Source organism: Paenarthrobacter sp. NPDC018779 (assembly GCF_044391085.1).
In the GTDB taxonomy this organism is placed as follows: Bacteria; Actinomycetota; Actinomycetes; order Actinomycetales; family Micrococcaceae; genus Arthrobacter.
In genome coordinates, this window is record NZ_JBIRZS010000005.1 from 113253 (window position 1) to 133157 (window position 19905).

Genomic DNA, 19905 nt, shown 5'->3' on the forward strand with positions numbered 1-19905 from the left:
AGTGCCGCCTCCGTGTCTGCCGCGGCGGAGAGAGGCGACGTCCAGAATTAGTTCGTCAGGAATGGACCAGCGGTACCACTGGATAGTGGTGGCCACCGGCGATTGAGGAACTACGGCTGGGCAACCGACGGAGGCCAATACCCGCTGATCACAGGTCACGTCTTCAGAGCAGGACCTTGAGCCCGACTTTTTCAAGCAGCCCGTCAAAAGCGTACCGAAAATGGTACGGTTGAGCCACTGGAGGTATGTATGACCTATCGCAGGAAATTACGTGAACTCGCTTTCGAAACCCACGGAGTCATCACTACCGCTACGGCCGAATCAGTCGGAGTTCCCGCGGTAGAGGTCCGAAAGCTCGCCGCTCGTGGTGCGCTAACTCGTCTCGGGCATGGCGTGTACCGAATGGACGAGGCGCCTTACGGTGAATTTGATGAGTTCGCGCAAGCAGTCGCACTCGTTGGACCCGGAGCCCTTCTGGCAGACGAAACCGTACTGGCGGCGCACCATCTGGCTCACGTCAATCTCCGCCGGATACGGGTCGCTTCTCCGCGGCGCGTGCGTTCCCATCTTCCCGAAACCGTGGAGGTCATACGTCGCACTGTCCCCGCGCACCAACAAGCAAGCATAGAAGGCGTGCCAGCTATGGATGTGGAGAGTGCCATCCTTGGTTCCAGAGGCCGCATCATGACTGACCGGCTCGTTGAGGCCGCTCAGCAAGCTTGCGAAAAGGGCCTCTTGGATCGGAAAGCCGTAACTCGTATCGAAGTGGCTTTGCTTACGCTATGACAGAAGAGCAGACGTCAACCCAAGGTTCAAGACGGTCCGAGCTAAAGGAGCCTGGCGGAGTAACGGTGCTGCAACGGCGTTTAGGCGCTCTGGCCAGCAGCAAAAGGACAACGGTACGCCGTATTCAGTCCTTGGTAGCCAACGTCATTCTCTGCCAGATGCTGCCCGCTTCTGCGGTCAAGGGTGGCACCGGCATCAAACTGCGTCTTGGAGAAAGGCTCACGCGACAAACACCCGACCTGGACACTGCTTTCCGTGGTGGCAGGGAGGAATTCGAAGATGACCTAAGACGAAATCTGATTGAAGGGTGGTCTGATTTCACTGGGGATGTGGTCCGCGGAAAACAACGGCCACCGGGAGGAGTCCCGGTACCATATGTGATGCAGCCGTTCACCGTGAAACTCAAATACCACGGCCGCCCGTTTACGACCGTTGCTTTGGAAGTCGGGTACGACGAGCTTGCTGCGACGGAGGAACCCACGGAATTGGAACTGTCTGAAGAAGTGAAGGAAATCTTCGCCGCTTTGGGTCTTTCCGCGCCCACCCCCGTACCTGTGCTGCCTTTGCACCACCAGATTTCCCAGAAGCTGCACGCATGCACCGAACCCGGCAACCAGCGTGCTCACGATTTAGTTGACCTTCAACTTCTGGAGTCCATGGCCGATGACGCTTTGGTTGCCAGCACGACTCAGCGCTTGTTCGCATTCCGGGGTCAGCACGCGTGGCCAGCCAACGTAATTCCCGCTCTCAACTGGAGGGACCTCTACGCCGAAGCCATCGACGGAATCGAGGGCGTGGTGCGCCCTGGCTTGGATGAAGCTGTTGACTGGATCAACACGGTGTACATTCCACGGCTTGTCGCATCGTCAGAAAGCTGAGGACTAACCCAAAGACGGCAGGCGGGCCGCCTCTGTCTGCGCCCACCTGACCCTTGAGGGAACTACAAACCGACGTCCGCGATAACGACAAGTCCTTCGTCTCCCGGAAGGACAGAACCACGACCACCGCGGACTTAACCCAAGCCACGAGCAGCATCCGTTTCCGTCCGTAACGGTCACTCATGCGGGCACCAGCGGGCAAACCGCCGTGTACACCACGCCAGTGATCATCGATTCAGCCGACGAGTACCCCGAAGTCAACGTCGTGTACCCACTTCCTCTGCGCCGGATGTACTGCTGACCTGAATGAGCTCGAGTGGCCCGGTTTCAACCCCCGTCACCACGCTCCTGTTCCGCGCCGACTCTTCGACGGCGGCCAGCACCCGCTGCACCTGCAGCCCGTCATCGAACGACGGCGACGGCGCCTCACCGGAGCGGATCGCGCACAGGAAGTCCCGGATCTGGTGCGTGAACGTGTGTTCCCAGCCGATGATGTGCCCCTGCGGCCACCACGCCGCAGCGTAGGGGTGCTCGGGCTCATTCACGAGGATCCGCCGGAACCCCTGCTCCCGCACAGGCAGCGTAGCGTCCAGAAAGCCGAGCTCATTCAGGTTCTCCAGATCAAACGTCAGCGAACCCAACGACCCATAGATCTCAATCTTCAACGAGTTCTTCCGCCCGGTGGCAACTCGTGACGCTTCCACCGAGGCACTCACGCCGCCGGTCAGCCCCAAAGTGGCCCACGCGGCGTCGTCCACTGTCACGTTCTCCAGGCCCGACGGACCGGGCCGTTCGGCAACGTAAGTCCGCAGCGTCCCGGTCACTTCGGTCACGGTCTGCCCGGTGAGATGCTGGATCTGGTCAATGGCGTGGGAGGCGATATCGCCCAGGGCCCCGGAGCCGGCGGTCTCCTTCCGGAGCCGCCAGCTCATGGGGGTTTCGACGTCGGAAAGCCAGTCCTGCAGGTACGCGGCACGGACGTGCCGCACAGTTCCGAGACGACCTTCGGCAATCAACTCCCGGGCCAAGGCGAGCGCCGGTACGCGCCGGTAGTTGAACCCGACCATCGACTGCACACCCCGCTCCCGAGCCAAAGCAGCCGCAGTAGCCATCAGCTCCGCCTCACCCAAAGTGTTCGCGAGCGGCTTCTCCACGAGCACATGCTTCCCGGCTTCCAACGCTGCAATGGCGATGTCCGCGTGCATCCAACCCGGAGCGCAGATGTCCACGATGTCGATGTCGTCCCGCGAAATCACCGAGCGCCAGTCAGTGGCTGACTCAGCCCAGCCGTATTTTCCAGCAGCGAAAGCGACGGCAACCGCGTCCCGGCCAACCAGCACTCGCTGCTCGAAGGCCGGGACGTCGAAGAAGCTGCCCACATTCCGCCACGCGTTCGAGTGGGCCTTCCCCATGAACGCGTAGCCGATCGCGGCCACGCCCAAGGGACGGCCCGTGGACAACGGTCGGCAAAGAGGAAGAGAAGCACTCATGGCTAAGCCTCGAACCAACCACGCGCCGGGTTGGAAACCTCGGGCGCCTCGCGGAACACACCCGGCTGCGCCACCCAGCCCACACCGTTGGCGATGACTTTCTGGATCTGCGGCTGGTGGTACACGGGATATTCTTGGTCGCCGGGGCTGAAGTAGAAGATCCGGCCCTTGCCGCGCGAGAACGTTACGCCTGAGCGGAACACCTCTCCCCCGGTGAAGGAGCTGATGAAGATCAGGTCGTCGGGCTCGGGGATGTCGAACAGTTCGCCGTACATTTCCTGCTGCGGAATCACGATAGGGCTTTCAATGCCGGCAGCGATCGGGTGCGACGGCTTGACGGTCCACACCAGCTCACGCTCACCCTCATTGCGCCACTTCAGGGAGCACGTGGTCCCCAACAACCGGGTGAAGATCTTGGCGAAGTGTCCGGAGTGGAGCACCACCAGACCCATGCCGCCGAGCACATGCCGCTGCACGCGCTCAACAACTTCATCGGCGACTTCCTCATGGGCAATGTGTCCCCACCACAGCAACACGTCCGTCTGTGCAAGGACCTCCTCGGACAGCCCATGGTCCGGATCAGCCAACGTAGCTGTGGCGATCTCGGAGTCCGGGTAGAACCCGCGCAACCCTGCGGCGATGGCGCCGTGGATTCCTTCGGGGTACATCCCGCCGATGGTGGCGGGCTCGTTGCGCGCCTCATGGACGCCTTCGTTCCAGACAACAATTTTCAACTTGGACTCGGTCATGTCAGAGGCTCACTTCGCGTTGTTCCAGGGCGGATTTGTAGCAGGCATCGAGCACCAGCGCGCGGCTGAGCGCGAGCGATCCGTCGTGGCTTCCCCACACGGTCTCGCCGCCGCGGACGGCAGCAACAAAATCGTCGACGACGGCCTGGTGCGCCTTTCCGGGTTCGGCCACCACCTCGAAGTCGGCATTCTCGCCGTCCTTCTCGGTGAAGATGTGCACGTCTGCCACGGGGTTCTCGGAGGCGCCGACCGAGCGCAAGTCCGCTCCGCCGTCGGTCCCGTAAACGGTGAAGTCCATCAGGTCCCGTTCGTCACGATAACTGGCCCAGCCCGCTTCGAGAATCAAAGTTCCGCCGCCTTCCAAGCGGATGAACGCGGAGGCGAAGTCTTCCACTTCAAACTTGTGGCTGGAGTTCGACGCCGTATACCGTGCGTTGCCGCCGAGGCCGCGCGGACCAAGTTCGGAGTGGGTCGAGGCCGAAACTGCCAGGACCTTCGGCTCACCCAGCAGGTGCAGCGCATAGTCCAGGACGTGCACGCCGATGTCCGCCAGCGGACCACCGCCGGCGAGAGCAGGGTTGGTGAACCAGCTGCCGAGCATCGGAATGCCTTGGCGGCGCAGCCACGACGCCTTGGCGTAGTACGGACGGCCGAGGGTCCCGTCGTCGATCACTTTCTTGAGCGCCTGGATGTCGCCGCGGCGGCGGTGGTTGAACGCGACGTCCAGGACGCGCCCGGCCTTGCGGGCGGCGTCCACCATCTGTTGACCTTCGACGGCGTTGCGTGCGATCGGCTTCTCGCTCAGCACATGCAGTCCACGTTCAAGCGAAGCGATGGCGATGGGCGCGTGCAGGAAGGTGGGCACGGCGATGCTGACGGCGTCGAGTTCTTCGAGCTCGATCATGTCTTCCCAACGGGGCAGCGCGTGCGGAATGTTGTACTCGTCCTTCAGCTGGGCTAGGAGTTCCGGCTCCATGCCCGCGACGGCGACAATTTCGACGCCGTCAATGTTGCTGTACGCCTTGAGGTGCTGCTGGCCGGCCCAACCGATGCCCACAACTCCCACTTTGAGGGTTGCGGATGGGGCCTGCTGCTGAATGCTCACTTTGTTCCTGTTCTTTCTGGGTTTCTTGATGGTTTTGGTTAGCCCTTGACCGCGCCCGCGGTCATCCCCGACACGATGCGTTTCTGGCACACAAGGACCAGGATCACGAGCGGGACCGTGATGATCACGGAGGCGGCGCTGATGGTGCCGAGCGGTTGATCGAACTCGCTGGTTCCGCTGAAGAACGCGATCGCCACGGGCACCGGACGGGCTTCAGGCGACGTGGTCAGCGTGACGGCCAGGAGGAATTCGTTCCAGACCGAAATGAACACCAGGATCGCAGTGGTCGCGAGGCCGGGGACCGCCAAGGGAAGGATCACCTTGCGGAACGCGGTGAACGGCGTGGCACCGTCCATGTACGCGGATTCCTCGAGCTCCCGCGGGATCTCCTTGAAGAACGACGTCAGCGTGTAAATCGCCAGCGGCAACGCGAACGTCAGCTTCGGGATGATGAGGCCGAGCAACGTGTCGTACAGCCCGATTTCGCGCCAGATGGAGAACATCGGAGCCGCAATCGCGATGGCCGGGAACGTCGTCACCGAAAGGATCAGCGTCAGGATCATCGCCTTGCGACGCATCTTCAGACGCGCCAGCGCATACGCGGCGAAGGACGCGAACACCAGCGCCACGGTGGTAGTTACGACGGCGATAATCACCGAATTGCGCAAGGCTAGGAGAAATTCGGGGTTCTGGAAGACCACGAGGTAGTTCTCCAGGGTCGGCTGGCTCGGGAAGAGCTCGCCCTTGGAAAGGCTCGCGCCCTTCTTAAGGGAAGTGTTGACCAGCCAGTAGAACGGGATGAGCGAAAAGCCCATGACGGCCACCACGAACACCCACACCAGGGGATGGAGTTTCGCTTCCCCACGCACGCGGCGCTTCGGTGCCTTCTGCCCGGTGGCGGGTGCCGCCGTCGGGCGTTCTGCAGTCAGCGTGCTCATTGTTCCTCCTTCGCAACATCCCGGATGTTGCCGCCGCCGAAGCGGATGTAGATGACGGAGACCACCATGACGGTGAGGAAGGTCAGGATGGAGAGGGCCGAGCCTTCGCCCACCAGCCGGTTTTCGCGGAGTTCGCCGTAGGCCAGCATGGACATGGATTCGGTGCCGTTGGCGCCGCGGGTGAGGACGAACGGGAGGTCGAAGACGCGGAGGGCGTCCATGGTGCGGAAGATTGCGGCGAGGACTATAGCCGGACGGAGCAGCGGCAGCGTGATGTGAAGGAAGGTCTGCCATTTGCTGGCGCCGTCGAGTTCGGCGGCCTCGTAGGTTTCGGCGGAGATGACCTGCAGGCCGGCCAGGATGATGAGCGCCGCGAACGGGGTGGTTTTCCAGACGTCGGCCATGACGATCACGGCCATCGCGTAGCCGTGCTCACCGAGCCAGACGACGTCGCCGCCCGGCAGTCCCAGCGCGGAAAGGACGTTGGTGACCAGACCGAGGTTGGGCTGGAACATCGTTTGCCAGGTGATGGCGCTGACCACCGTGATGATCGCGTACGGCAGCAGGACAACGGTGCGCAGGACCGCGCGGCCCTTGAAGGCGAGGTTCAGCAGAAGGGCCATGGCGGTGCCGAGGACAAGCTCCAGGCTGACCGAGAGTCCCGCGAAGAGGAAGGTCTGGCCGAACGCGGCCCACCACTCTTGGCTTGCGAGGGCGCTGATGTAGTTTTCCAGGCCAACGAAGCGGGAGAGGCCTGCGGTGCGGACGCTGTACTGGTTCAGGGAGAGCCAGAGTGCGTAGCCGATCGGGACCGCCGCGACCAGCGCCATGAGGATCAGCGACGGGGCCGTCATGCGGAAGGCGAGGCGGCGTTCGGCCTGGTCGCGGCCGCTTACTCGGCTTGGCGCGATTGTTTTGGTGACCATGTTTTAGAAGCTCGCCTTGGCGGTGGTGATTTCGTCGGCCATCTTCTTTACGGCGTCCTCGGTGGAGGCGGTGCCGGAGAGGACGGCGTAGACGTTCTTGTAGATGGCCTGCGAGATCTGCGGGTAGACCGGCGAGATCGGGCGCGGCTTGGCACCCTTCACCGAGGCGAGGAGCTCGGTAGCGAACGGCATCTTCTGGAGTACGGCCGGGTCCGAGTACGCGGCCTCGTTGACCGGGGCCTGCGAGTAGTCCATGGCCACGTGCTTCTGCCAGTCCGGCGTCGTGGCGAAGTCGATGAACGCGACAGCCCCGGCCTGGTTGGTGGAGTGTGCCGAGATCGCGAGGTTCCAACCGCCGAGCACGCCCGACGCCTTGCCACCTTCCCACGCCGGCAGCGGCGCGACGCCGAAGCTGGAAGCCAGCGGGGTCGCGTTCAGCAGGCGGTACACGTGCGGCCAGTTGCGCTGGTATCCGAAGTTGCCGGACTCGTAGGCGAGGCGGGCCGGGTCCTCGTTGTAGGTGAGGACGGCGCGGTCGGCTGAACCATTCTTGAGGCCGTCGGTCATGAAGTTGAGGACGTCGCGGGTCTCCTGGGAGTCGATCTTGACGTTGCCCTGGTCATCCAGGACTTCGCCGCCCGCGCTGTAGAGCATCTCGAGGAAGTTCACGGTGAGGCCCTCGTACTGCTTGCCTTGGTAGACGAACCCATTGCCCGGTGCCTTGGCCGCCTCGGCATAGAGCTGCTGCCAGGTTTCGGGCTTGGCCACCTTGTCCTTCTGGTAGTAGATCAGGCCGGCGTTGGTGAAGAACGGCGAGGCCCAGTACTTGTCCTGGTACTTGGTGGTTTCCACAGTGGAGGGAATGAGCCGGTCCTTGTTGGCTTCCACCAGCTTGGTCTGGTCCAGCAACCAGCCCTGGGACGCGAACTCCGAGGTCCAGATGACGTCCGAGAGGAAGATGTCGCACTCGGTGGACTTGCCTTCGAGTCGCTGCACAATCTGCGTGCGGGCTTCGTCCGTCGTCGCGCCGATCTCGGTGTACTTGGCCGTGACCTTGCCGTTTGCCTTGGTGAACGCTTCCGCCGTGCCCTTGTAGATGCCGCTCGCGTCCTTCACGCCGCAGATGTTCACGGCACCGCTCGCATTAGCGCCCGACGCCGGATCGGCAACTGCCGCTTGCTCCGCACCTTGGGGAGCTGCTCCCCCGCCGCACGCGCTGAGGAGGAGGGCTGCGGCTATGGCGGTGGCGGCGAGGGTCTTGCGGGGTTTGTTCTGGAGCGGGAGAGCTGGTCGGTTCAAGTCCACAAGTGGCTCCTTTGGTGACTGTGGGGATGGGTGGCTCAGGGCGGGCTTTGGCTGTTGCTGGTCCTGAGTCTGGCTTCATTGCCGGGTGTTGTGCTGAGTGGTGGAATCGATTCCAAAAGATGCTTCGAAAAAAGGCCTTGCGGCCCGTGGAATCGATTCCAAAGTAGTTTTGCAGTGGTTGCTCCGGGCTGTCAACCCTTTTATCTGGTGGAGTCCCTGATGACGAGTTGGTGCGGGAAGAAGGTTCGGCCCTTGCGGTGCGCGCCCTCTACGGTCATCCGCTCCAGGAGCTCGGCGAAGGCCGCTCGGCCCATCTCGTACGCCGGCTGCCTGACCGTGGTCAGCTCCGGGACGCACATTTCCGCTTGGGCAGAGTCATCGAAACCAGCGACTGCGACATCTTGCGGGACTCTTAGCCCGGCGTCGGTCAGCTCGCGGACGCACCCGGCGGCGACGACATCTGTCCCGCAGAAGACGGCGTCGGGGAGGTCTTTGGATTCCAGGAGTTTCTTGGTGAGATTACGGCCGGCGTGGAAACCGAAGTTGCCTTCGCCGAGCAAGACCCGATCAGACTCCAGGCCTGCCTCCTTGAGCGCCTGGCGGAAGCCCTCTTCCCTGAGCCGACCTGAACGGGCACCCCTGTGGGCGAGCATGGCCAACTTCTTGGCGCCTGTGTCGATCAGGTGTTTGGTGATGTCGTAGGCTGCTTGGCGGTCATCGATGGACACCCCGAAGGCCGACTCGGCGTCGACGATTTCACAGACCTGGATGACGCTTTGTTGCTCGGCGACGGTGTTGACGTCCTCGTCCGGCATGGTTGGCGAGAAGATCACTAGGCCGTCCACTGAGCCGTTGCGGAGCATGTCGACGAGCTGCTGCTCGCGGTCACGGTCCCCGTCGGTGGCTGCGATGAGGCTGACGTAGCCGTTGTCCGCGGCTGCGTCTCCTACGCCGCGGAAAACTTCGCTGATGACTAGCGAATCGAGGTTCTTGGCGAGGGCCAGGACGCGCATGGTGCGGTCTCTTCTTAGGTCTCTCGCTGAGGCGAGGGGCCGGTAGCTGAGCTCCTTTATGGCGGCGTTGACCTTTTCCTTGGCCGACGCGCTGACCGCGGAGCTTCCATTCAAAACGCGCGACACCGTCCCCACGGACACGCCAGCAGTCCTGGCGACATCCTGAACTGTCGGCCGAGCCATTAGTTTGTCCTTCCGCGGATGGTTCTTGCGGTCACCTAACCGTCGTCTCCACCGGATCCCCAGCATAGCTGGGGCGGGGAAGAGTAGTTTGCGGGTCTACTGAACCTCCGAGCGGGCGCTCCCAAAGCTAATCGCTTGACGTAACTTGGGTATTGGAAGCATGACCATTTACTACATCAGTAGCCACGACAATACTTTAACAAGACCAACAGCTCGGCGGCGTCCCTGGCGCACCAAGACTAACTATGATAATGAGTCACAGTGGTTCGCCCAGAATTCTCTGGACGTAGCGAAGATCGCTCTTGCCACACATTTCGGACGGTCGCTTGCCCTAGGGTAGACGCCGAAAATCGTAATACGGGTGGGGTACTCGATACCACCCAAGCGCTGGTGTGTGGCCCTAAGGCCGTGCGAGGCGCATCCCTAATATACCTCCTGAACCCGTTTCCGCAACAGTGCGGAATGCAGATCCATGGACGTCCAGTTAGTAAACCAAGACTCTTGGAAATCCACCGCTTTTGCCAAAGCCGCATTACTGGCACCACCATAAAGGGCAAGAATCTTTTTCTTGGTCACAGAAGAGATATATGGTGAAGCCAGAGCATTTAGAACGTAAATAGGCTGTTCAGCAGTTCGTCGAGGAGACGAATCAAGCGTCACAATCCTTTCGAGCAACCACTGCTCAAGAGCGGAACGCAGTAGGGTATAATCCGTCCTGTCAGCCATGTATCGAAATGCCTCGGCAACAATCAGGGGATTGAACCAGTCCGGTATGGCAAGCTGCACACCATTAGTCGACCTGATGGCTAAGTAACGGCAGAGCTCAGCATGGTCTAATAAATAATGTTCTCCAAGTTCATTTAGAACTGAAAGAAGATAAAGGTTCTCAACAGTTGCGTGCTCACTTAGTGGATTGCGGTTCAACTGAATAAGAATGTCGTGATAAATCAGGTCATCAAGTGAGTCTCGCGCGCTAACCGCAAAGTTGGCCTGCTCCAAAAACTTCCGACAGAGAGTGATCAATCGAGCAAGCTTGATGGCAGGTGACACACGAGGTGAGCCGCCATAGACAAAAAAGCCTAATTCAAGCGCGCTGATCAACACTCGCATAATGACCGACTGTAGTTTCATGCGCCGCTCCCGAATCACATCATTGGGAACCTCCACACGTGGGGCAGTAACTGTCGTTCCGAATTTATTCAATACGGCTTCCACTTGTCTTTCAATGTCCGCAAGAGTGAAGTTGACGATATGGACTGGCTCTAGGTTCGTCTCTCGGAGGACAGTCTTGTAGAGCGCTATCATCCTGCGAGTAGACGAGGTGAATTCCAAGTTCAGAACTCTTAGCCCCGTTTCATCCATCTCCATCTCCAATTTGAAACACTTCGTCAACCCACCACGAAGTCGGTCTTTGGCGATCGACATGTCAGAAATGAAGGGAGTGGAGTGCACAGTCTCCTTAGCAGCGTTAAGATGGAACCGGAATGGTCGCAATTGATTTTCCAACTCGCCAACGATGATATCGCGCATGCCGGGGTCACGCATAAAAATAAAATAATCATCTACGTAACGGAGCACTTCATAGTCTTGACGATGAAGCATACCCCTGTTGCGGAGAGACATCTCGACCTCACGATCGATTCGCTGGAGCACCATCTCGGCAAAGATTCTTGACACCTCAGGACCTATGAGGATCCCGTGAGTCTCATTATCATTCATGCGTCTAATTACACCGTCGAAGTCATCCGCAAAGGTAGACGCATGCCCATCCCTATCTAGCTTGACTGACTCCTTGTCGAATAGGGCCCACGAGATTGAGTGCGTGTAGATACTGTCAAAACATCTCGATATGTCCAATCGGAGAATGTTTCCGAAGCGCTTTTCACTGGCGCGATATTCGTCAGACTCATAGAACTTGTGAATATTGTCATAGCGTTTATAGACGAAATATGATCGTATCTCATCATATTCATTTGACGAAGTTTCCACGCTTCCAGGGTTCGAATCACGTCGCTCATCAAATACACTATCGCGGAAGATCGTGTATCGGGTTAGGCGTTCTGGATGCCTGACTGAAAAGGGGCTGCGACTGGCGTGATACAGAATCGAGCTTTTATACTTTTCATAAAAAGGAATACTCGAAATCTGTGACATAGGATGGGGTAATGAAAGTCGTCGCGATCGATCACCGTGGCGTATTTGGAAGTGAAATGGCACAGTGGGGTTATCCAACTGCTTTCGCGGTATTAGATAGCTCCTTCCGCCAGCATTAATTTGCTCCGTAATCTGCACATTCTTCCCAAAGATTATTTTGAGTAGAGTCTTCAGTCCGGCGTCCGATGATCTGAAGGTGACTTCTTTATCCGTGAAGGTGACGTTTGTTTTATTAAGAAACTCATAAAACCCCGAATTACTAAATGTCACCGGTAATTCGTAGGGCAGTAGTTCGGAAAGGACAACCCGTGATGCTTTGTGGCGTATGTGAACTCTACGTTTCGTCACTGTATTTCCAAACTCTCACAATCTGCTGAAGGCGCTTCGGTGAAAAGACTGAGTATTTTCTGTGCTTGAAGCCTTCGGCAAATGAAATAGCGGACATTTCTGCATGCAGGCTCGGCGGTAGGGCTGCTGAGGCGAGAACCTTCTTGTAACAGACATCAAGAGCCAGAATACGCGATGAGGGTGTCGACAGCAGACTGTTGGAGAAGTAAATTCCGACGAGGGCTTGTCGCTTGTTGTTTGAAAGTCGAGTATTTCCTGCCAGAAAGCGCATTCGGTCAATTAGGATTCGATCGGCAGAGGCGTCCCCCTTTACACCGCCATGAGCCGCGAAGGAAGACTCAATTCGTTCCCTATACCTCTTCGCCCTGTTTGCTGATATGTCGACACTTACAGGGAACGCAGAAACGTCGAACTCGTAGCCCAAGTATGAGAGCCGTTTACGCTTAGCAGCGGAGGCTGCGGGGAGCAGGAGATACTGAGTCTTACCGGCGTTTAATGACAGTCCAATCGACTTGATGCATCCTCGCACGACCAATTTCCTCGCATCGCCCGGACCGTGATGGTGGCCGGCTGCGAAGACCAGCACGATGTCATCAACGTATCGGGCGTAGAACGTTACACCTTGCTGATTCGAGAGGACATCGTCAAGCTGGGATAGAAAGGCCTCAGCCAATGCCGTGCTGATGCCCAGGCCTCGAGGAAGGCCGATCGGTGATCCTGTCCAAGTTTCATGCTCAAGTAGCAGCGCATCAACGAACCTGCTAGTAGTCCGCGACAGTCCAGGTGTTCTTCTGAGCAGCTGGCGGAGTTGATCATGGGGAATGCTCTCGAAGAAGGCCTTGATGTCAGTTCGCATGACAAATTTCTGAGTTCTGTCGTTAAGGGCCAAGAAGAGCTGCTCAGCAACGAGGCCCCGATTTGGAGGCTTCAGGTGAAATGCCGACTTTAGATTCTGCTCTACCTGCCTGCAAATGAAGTACGATGCCGGATCGCGGCGATCAATTCTGTAAGTCTGTTTTCCTCTTACAACCTTGCTCGGTTTGAACCCAACGTTAAAGTTCCCTTTGTCTATACGATTGTTGACCTCCAACGCGATCATCGACAACTGATCTCGTAAAACGTCATCTCTCTTAACCTTGGCGAGCTCATACTGATCAACCAACTCATTGGCACCCCGGGATCTAACACCGCCCGTCCCCGACACACTCATGCGGAGCGACCGGCGCGCGTCCTCCAGATCTGCTATGGATGACGCCACGGCTGGAAAGTACCGCGCTAAATCCTCACCACGCCGGATCCTCAGATCCCAGATGCGTCTGAAGTTCTCGCTGGAAAAGCTCTGGTCTAACATGGTCCCCCTGCAGTCGTGAGTCCCATTGTAGGTTCAGCAACTCGGGCCCTGGTGATTAAAGCGACTGGACTATCGCTGAACTGTCTGGCGACTCAGCGCTCGTCAATACGACTCGTGAAGACGGAACCTACACAGCCCTATCCCGAGCAAGGGGCTTCCGGAACGCCTGGTATCCCAAACCCCCACCTCCCAACCCCCTTGACTCTCACCCCGACCTTTCCTAAACTTTTCATAAAGCAGAATCTAAATTCCACAAAGCGGAAACGATAGCCGAACGCCACGGCCGAAACGAAGCACAGCGGAAGGTAGATCAAAGCCCCTCCTCGGAAGGACCTACGATGACGTACACAGTGAACTGCTCCATCCTCCTGACGGAGCTGCCCTTGCTCGAGCGCCCCGCAGCCGCGAAGGCAGCAGGTTTTGACGCCGTCGAGTTCTGGTGGCCCTTCGAAACCTCCGTCCCCACCGACGCACAGGTAACCGAGTTCGAAACCGCCATCAAGGACGCCGGCGTTCAGCTCACGGGCCTCAACTTCAACGCCGGCAACATGCCCGGCGGCGACCGCGGCCTGGTTTCCTGGCCCGCACGTTCCACCGAGTTCCAGGACAACATCGATGTTGTCGCCGGCATCGGTGAGCGCCTGGGCTGCAAGGCCTTCAACGCCCTCTACGGCAACCGCGTCGACGGCGAATCGCCTGAGAAGCAGGACGCCATCGGTGCCGAGAACCTCGCAACCGCGGCGGCCGGCGTCGCACGTATCGGCGGAACTGTCCTCCTCGAGCCGGTGAGCGGCGCACCCAAGTACCCACTCCTCACGGCTGAAGACGCACTCAAGGTCATCGCCCGCGTCAAGGCAGAATCCGGCGCACAGAACGTCAAGCTCCTCGCCGACTTCTACCACCTGGCAGTCAACGGCGACGACGTCGAATCCGTCATCGAGAACCACGCCAAGGACTTCGGCCACATCCAGATCGCCGACAACCCCGGCCGCGGCGCCCCCGGCACCGGCACCCTCCCGCTCGGCGAATGGATCGCCCGCAGCCGCGAGCTCGGCTACGAAGGCTACATCGGCCTCGAGTACAAGGAACCGCAGGAAACGGCGTTCAGCTGGGCTATCCGCCAGCGCGCCAACGCCAACTAAGCACCGCGAACCCAACTAAGTAGCAGCAGAGCGCGTTTAGAAGGCTCAAAACGCGCACAAATGCGACCTAGTTGGGTAAGCACACCTGAGTTAGCGCACTCGGGTTAAAAGACACACACAGACTTTAGACACACAGACTTCCCCAGAAAGAGAACCACAATGAGCAACGTTGCAGTCATCGGCCTCGGAATCATGGGCCTGCCCATGGCCATCAACCTCGTCAAGGCCGGCCACACGGTCACCGGTTTCAACCGCAGCCAGGACAAGATCGACAAGCTCGTCTCCGAGGGCGGCCAGGGCGCCAGCAGCATCGCGGAGGCAGTCAAGGACGCCGACGTCGTCATCACCATGGTCCCGGACTCCCCCGATGTTGAGGGTGTTGTCACCGGCAAGGATGGCGTCTTCGCCAACGCCAAGCAGGGCACCTTGTGGATCGACGCTTCCAGCATCCGCCCGGACGTCGCCAAGCGCCTCTCCGAAGAAGCAGTGGCAGCCGGCATCCGCCCGCTCGACGCCCCGGTCTCCGGCGGCGAACAGGGCGCCATCGACGCCGTCCTGTCCATCATGGTCGGCGGCGAAGCAGCAGACTTCGAGGCAGCACAGGAAGTCCTCAACGCAGTGGGCAAGACCATCGTCCACGTCGGCCCGTCCGGCTCCGGCCAGACCGTCAAGGCAGCCAACCAGCTCATCGTCGCGGTCAACATCCAGGTCCTCGGCGAGGCCATCGCCTTCCTTGAGGCCTACGGCGTAGACACCGACGCAGCACTGAAGGTCCTCGGCGGCGGCTTGGCCGGCTCCAAGGTCCTCGACCAAAAGGGACAGAAGATGCTCGACCGCAACTTCGACCCCGGCTTCCGCCTCGCCCTCCACCACAAGGACCTGGGCATCGTCACCTCCGCAGCCCGCGAAGCCAACGTCGCCGTCCCGCTCGGCGCCGTCGTCGCACAGCTCGTCGCCGCAACCGTCAACCAGGGCGACGGCGGCCTGGACCACTCGGGCCTCTTCAAGCAGGTCCTCCAGCTCAGCGGCCGGAAGTAAGCACCCCGGCTAAAGCCGGAACAAGCACTAAAGCAGGGTACCCGCCGTCGTGAATTACGACGGCGGCTCCCTCACCACACCCAAAAACACCCCAGACTTCGCCCGCAAGGGCACCAAACTAGGAGTACACCATGGCTAAGATGCGCACCGTTGACGCGGCAGTCGCCATCCTGGAAAAGGAAGGCGCCACCGAGGCGTTCGGCCTGCCAGGCGCAGCAATCAACCCCTTCTACTCGGCAATGCGTGCCCACGGCGGCATCCGCCACACGCTGGCCCGCCACGTTGAAGGCGCCAGCCACATGGCCGACGGTTACAGCCGTGCAGCTGATGGCAACATCGGCATCTGCATCGGCACCTCGGGCCCTGCCGGCACGGACATGATCACGGGCCTCTACGCAGCGCAGGCTGACTCGATCCCGATGCTCTGCATCACCGGCCAGGCACCCGTTGCCAAGCTGCACAAGGAAGACTTCCAGGCCGTGGACATCGAGTCCATCGCCAAGCCGGTCACCAAGTTCGCCATGACCATCCTGGAACCGGGCCAGGTTCCCGGTGCGTTCCAGAAGGCCTTCCAGGTAATGCGCTCCGGTCGTCCGGGCCCGGTTCTGCTGGACCTGCCCATCGACGTTCAGATGGCCGAGATCGAGTTCGACATCGACGCCTACGAGCCCCTGCCGGTGGAGAAGCCCAAGGCTTCCCGCAAGCAGCTGGAAAAGGCCCTGGACATGCTGACCGCGGCCCAGCACCCGCTGATCGTTGCCGGCGGCGGCATCATCAACGCCGGCGCTTCGGCCCAGCTGGTTGAGCTGGCCGAGATCCTGAACGTGCCGGTGATCCCCACGCTGATGGGCTGGGGCGCCATCCCGGACGACCACCAGCTGATGGCCGGCATGGTTGGCCTGCAGACCTCGCACCGCTACGGCAACGAGACCTTCCTGCAGAGCGACTTCGTGATCGGCATCGGCAACCGTTGGGCCAACCGCCACACCGGCGGCCTGGAAACCTACACGGCCGGCCGCAAGTTCGTGCACATCGACATCGAGCCGACGCAGATCGGCCGCGTTTTCTCGCCGGACCTGGGCATTGCGTCCGACGCCGGTGCGGCGCTGGACGGTCTGCTGGAGCTGGCCCGCGAACGCCAGGCAGCAAAGACCCTGCCGGACTACTCGGGCTGGGTTGCCGAGTGCCAGGAGCGCAAGGGCTCCCTGCACCGCAAGACCAACTTCGACAACGTGCCCATCAAGCCGCAGCGCGTGTACCAGGAGATGAACAAGGCTTTCGGCCGCGACACCACCTACGTGTCCACCATCGGTCTGTCGCAGATCGCCGGCGCGCAGATGCTGCACGTGTTCGGTGCCCGCAAGTGGATCAACGCAGGCCAGGCCGGCCCGCTGGGCTGGACCGCTCCGGCAGCACTCGGCGTGGTTCGCGGCACCCCGGACGCCACCGTTGTGGCCCTGTCCGGTGACTACGATTTCCAGTTCATGATCGAGGAACTGGCCGTGGGCGCACAGTTCAACCTGCCGTACATCCACGTTGTGGTGAACAACAGCTATCTGGGCCTGATCCGTCAGAGCCAGCGCGGCTTCAACATGGAGCAGAACGTTTCCCTGGCCTTCGAGAACATCAACAGCCCGGAGACCAACGGCTACGGCGTTGACCACATCAAGGTTGCCGAGGGCTTGGGCTGCAAGGCCATCCGCGTTGAGAACCCGAACGACATGCCTGCCGCATTCGACAAGGCCAAGGCACTTATGGGCGAGTTCAAGGTTCCCGTGGTTGTTGAAGTGATCCTGGAAAAGATCACCAACATCTCCATGGGCGTTGAGATCAACGGCGTGAACGAGTTCGAAGAGCTGGCCGAGACGGCTGCGGACGCCCCCACGGCGATCCTGGCCAAGGCCTAACAGCCGCACACGGCCGCAAACGGCCCAAAGGCCGCCACGGCCAAACGAAACACACTAAAGGAGGCACCGGAATGCGTGTGGTCATCGCCCCGGACAAATTCAAGGGCTCGCTGTCCGCGCCCGAGGTCGCCGAGCACCTGGCAACAGGTCTGCTCGCCGGCTTCGGCACCAGCGGCATCGAGACAACACGCATTCCGGTGGCCGACGGCGGCGAAGGAACCATCGACGCCGCCATCGGCTCCGGCTTCACCCGCCGGACCACCACGGTCACCGGCCCGCTCGGCCAAGCTGTCAAAGCGGATTTCGCAGTCAAAAACACAGAAGCCGTGATCGAAATGGCAGCCGCTTCCGGTTTGGCCCTCCTCCCGGAAGGCCCCACGAGCGAAACCGCGAAGACGGCCACCAGCATCGGCACGGGTGAACTCATCCGCGCCGCCCTGGACCTCGGCTGCCGCAAGATCATCCTGGGCGTTGGAGGCAGCGCCAACACCGACGCCGGAGCCGGAGTCCTGCAGGGCCTCGGTGCCGTCTTCCTCGATGGGAACGGCAACGAGCTCCCCGGCGGCGGTGCCGCCCTCGCCCAGCTGAAGAGCATCGACTTCGCCAACTTCGATGTCCGCATCGAGGCAACAGAGTTCGTCTTGGCGTCCGACGTCGACAATCCCCTTTTGGGGGCCAGCGGAGCCCCAGCCATCTTCGGCCCGCAAAAAGGCGCGACGCCGGACGACGTCGCCGAACTGGACAGGGCACTACAAAACTTCGTCGACGTCCTCGCAGCAACCACCGGACCGGACGCCAAATATGCAGCCAAGGCACCGGGCGCAGGCGCTGCCGGCGGCGTCGGCTACATTGCCATCGCGGCCCTGAAGGCAGAGCGGCGGCCGGGCATCGACGTCGTACTTGAATTCACTGAACTCGAACAGAAACTGAAGGGCGCCGACCTGGTGATCACCGGCGAAGGCAGCCTGGACGAACAGAGCCTCCTGGGCAAGACGCCAATGGGCGTCAGCCGGGCGGCAGCAAAAGCCGGGGTACCCGTGATCGCAGTCTGCGGCCGGAGTACCCTGAGCCGGGAACAACTCACGGATGCCGGATTCCACACGGTCCACGCTTTGACCGACCTGGAAGAAGATGTCCAGAAATGTATCGCTGAAGCAGGTCCGTTGCTTGAACAATTAGGAAAGCACATAGGCGTGTACCTGGCAGAACGGACCGAAAACAAGGAGTACCTCAATGTCTGAAGCATTCGGCGCCTATGACCTCGTTATCCGGGGCCAGCGCATCCTCACCACGGCCGGCATCGCACCCCGCGAGGTTGGCATCCGCGACGGCGTCATCGTCGCCATTGAGCCCCTGGGCAACGGCCTGACGGGTACCGAGGTCATCCACCTCGCCGACGACGAGACCCTGATCCCCGGCCTGGTGGACACCCACGTCCACGTCAACGAGCCCGGCCGCACCGAATGGGAAGGCTTCGCATCGGCCACCCGTGCAGCCGCAGCCGGCGGTGTCACCACCATCATTGACATGCCGCTCAACAGCATCCCGCCGACTACCAGCGTGGACGGCCTGGAGCAGAAGCGCGTCGTAGCCAAGGACCAGGCATTCGTCGACGTCGGATTCTGGGGCGGTGCCATCCCGGGCAACAAGAGCGACCTCCGCCCGCTGCACGACGAAGGCGTCTTCGGCTTCAAGTGTTTCCTCCTGCACTCCGGCGTGGACGAGTTCCCGCACCTGGACGCGGATGAGATGGAAGAGGACATGAAGGAACTGAAGTCCTTCGACTCCCTCATGATCGTCCACGCCGAGGACTCCCACGCGATCGACCGCGCCCCGCACCCCGGCGGCGACCACTACGAGACCTTCCTCGCCTCCCGCCCGCGCGGTGCCGAGAACAAGGCCATCGCCGAGGTCATCGAACGCGCCCGCTGGACCGGCGCACGCGCCCACATCCTCCACCTCTCCTCCTCCGACGCGCTGCCCATGATCGCTTCGGCAAAGCGCGACGGCGTCAACCTCACCGTTGAGACGTGCCCGCACTACCTGACGCTCATGGCCGAGGAAATCCCGGATGGCGCTACCGCGTACAAGTGCTGCCCGCCCATCCGCGAAGCCTCCAACCGCGAGCTCCTGTGGAAGGGCCTGCAGGACGGCACCATCGACTGCATCGTCTCGGACCACTCCCCCTCCACCCTTGACCTCAAGGACCTGGAGAACGGCGACTTCGCTGTTGCCTGGGGCGGCGTCTCCTCCCTCCAGCTGGGCCTGTCCCTGATCTGGACCGAGGCACGCCACCGCGGCATCTCCCTGGAACAGGTTGTTGCCTGGATGTCGGAGAAGCCCGCCGCCCTGGCCCGCCTGCACAACAAGGGCCAGCTCGCCCTCGGCTACGACGCCGACTTCTCGATCTTCGCCCACGACGACGCCTACGTGGTGGACGTCAAGAAGCTCAAGCACAAGAACCCGATCACCCCGTACGACGGCCGTCCGCTCTCCGGCGTCGTCCGCAAGACCTACCTGCGGGGCTCGGAAATCGACTTCCAGAACCCCGGCGGCAAGCTGATCCGCCGCGGTAACGTTTAGGACCAACCG

Annotated in this window: 15 protein-coding genes and 1 pseudogene; 7 read left to right on the forward strand and 9 right to left on the reverse strand. The window is 60.8% G+C overall.

The annotated features are described in order from the left end of the window. Positions 1–249: 249 nt before the first annotated feature. Together ACH488_RS08310 and ACH488_RS08315 are read left to right on the forward strand one after the other, a co-directional pair. Complete coding sequence (locus ACH488_RS08310) at positions 250–786, forward strand: type IV toxin-antitoxin system AbiEi family antitoxin domain-containing protein (RefSeq protein WP_397323461.1); 537 nt, start codon at positions 250–252, stop codon at positions 784–786. Then, positions 783–1664 (forward strand): nucleotidyl transferase AbiEii/AbiGii toxin family protein, encoded by an 882-nt coding sequence (locus ACH488_RS08315; protein ID WP_397323463.1) that lies wholly within the window; start codon positions 783–785, stop codon positions 1662–1664. Before ACH488_RS08310 ends, ACH488_RS08315 begins: the two co-directional genes overlap by 4 nt. 257 nt (positions 1665–1921) lie before the next feature. On the opposite strand, the gene ACH488_RS08320 is transcribed toward ACH488_RS08315, so the two are convergent. The 9 genes from ACH488_RS08320 to drt3a form a co-directional block, all read right to left on the reverse strand. Beyond that, positions 1922–3154 carry a Gfo/Idh/MocA family protein gene (locus tag ACH488_RS08320; protein WP_397323464.1) on the reverse strand — a complete coding sequence of 411 codons (1233 nt, stop codon included), beginning with the start codon at positions 3152–3154 and terminating at the stop codon, positions 1922–1924. Between the two features lie 2 nt (positions 3155–3156). Continuing rightward, positions 3157–3903, reverse strand: a complete 747-nt coding sequence (locus ACH488_RS08325) for a ThuA domain-containing protein (protein WP_397323465.1) — start codon at positions 3901–3903, stop codon at positions 3157–3159. 1 nt (position 3904) lies between these two features. Further along, entirely contained in the window at positions 3905–5008 is a 1104-nt protein-coding gene (locus tag ACH488_RS08330) for a Gfo/Idh/MocA family protein (protein WP_397323466.1), read from the reverse strand. Positions 5009–5046: 38 nt separating this feature from the next. Then, a complete protein-coding gene (locus ACH488_RS08335; RefSeq protein WP_397323467.1) occupies positions 5047–5946 on the reverse strand; it encodes a carbohydrate ABC transporter permease in 900 nt (299 codons plus the stop codon). Next, positions 5943–6872, reverse strand: coding sequence for a carbohydrate ABC transporter permease (locus ACH488_RS08340; RefSeq protein ID WP_397323468.1), 930 nt, complete (start codon positions 6870–6872; stop codon positions 5943–5945). Before ACH488_RS08340 ends, ACH488_RS08335 begins: the two co-directional genes overlap by 4 nt. A gap of 3 nt (positions 6873–6875) precedes the next feature. Next, the gene (locus tag ACH488_RS08345) at positions 6876–8177 is read right to left on the reverse strand and encodes an ABC transporter substrate-binding protein (protein ID WP_397323469.1); all 1302 of its coding nucleotides are present in this window, start codon (positions 8175–8177) and stop codon (positions 6876–6878) included. A 200-nt stretch (positions 8178–8377) separates the two neighbouring features. Next, entirely contained in the window at positions 8378–9373 is a 996-nt protein-coding gene (locus ACH488_RS08350) for a LacI family DNA-binding transcriptional regulator (RefSeq protein WP_397323470.1), read from the reverse strand. A gap of 423 nt (positions 9374–9796) precedes the next feature. Further along, positions 9797–11875 (reverse strand): antiviral reverse transcriptase Drt3b, encoded by a 2079-nt coding sequence (gene drt3b, locus ACH488_RS08355; protein WP_397323471.1) that lies wholly within the window; start codon positions 11873–11875, stop codon positions 9797–9799. After that, positions 11862–13226 (reverse strand): antiviral reverse transcriptase Drt3a, encoded by a 1365-nt coding sequence (gene drt3a / locus ACH488_RS08360; RefSeq protein ID WP_397323473.1) that lies wholly within the window; start codon positions 13224–13226, stop codon positions 11862–11864. Before drt3a ends, drt3b begins: the two co-directional genes overlap by 14 nt. A gap of 338 nt (positions 13227–13564) precedes the next feature. Here drt3a and ACH488_RS08365 point away from each other — a divergent pair, with 338 nt between their 5' ends. The 5 genes and pseudogenes from ACH488_RS08365 (at position 13565) to allB (ending at position 19896) form a co-directional block, all read left to right on the forward strand. Further along, the gene (locus tag ACH488_RS08365; protein WP_397323475.1) at positions 13565–14368 is read left to right on the forward strand and encodes a hydroxypyruvate isomerase family protein; all 804 of its coding nucleotides are present in this window, start codon (positions 13565–13567) and stop codon (positions 14366–14368) included. A 141-nt stretch (positions 14369–14509) separates the two neighbouring features. Continuing rightward, a pseudogene (locus ACH488_RS08370) lies at positions 14510–15406 on the forward strand (2-hydroxy-3-oxopropionate reductase); the annotation flags it as partial. Between the two features lie 131 nt (positions 15407–15537). Continuing rightward, positions 15538–17313, forward strand: coding sequence for a glyoxylate carboligase (gene gcl / locus ACH488_RS08375; RefSeq protein ID WP_397323476.1), 1776 nt, complete (start codon positions 15538–15540; stop codon positions 17311–17313). 71 nt (positions 17314–17384) lie between these two features. Continuing rightward, a complete protein-coding gene (locus ACH488_RS08380; protein ID WP_397323478.1) occupies positions 17385–18554 on the forward strand; it encodes a glycerate kinase in 1170 nt (389 codons plus the stop codon). Continuing rightward, the gene (gene allB / locus ACH488_RS08385; RefSeq protein WP_397323480.1) at positions 18547–19896 is read left to right on the forward strand and encodes an allantoinase AllB; all 1350 of its coding nucleotides are present in this window, start codon (positions 18547–18549) and stop codon (positions 19894–19896) included. The genes ACH488_RS08380 and allB overlap by 8 nt, the downstream gene beginning before the upstream one ends. Positions 19897–19905 lie beyond the last annotated feature (9 nt).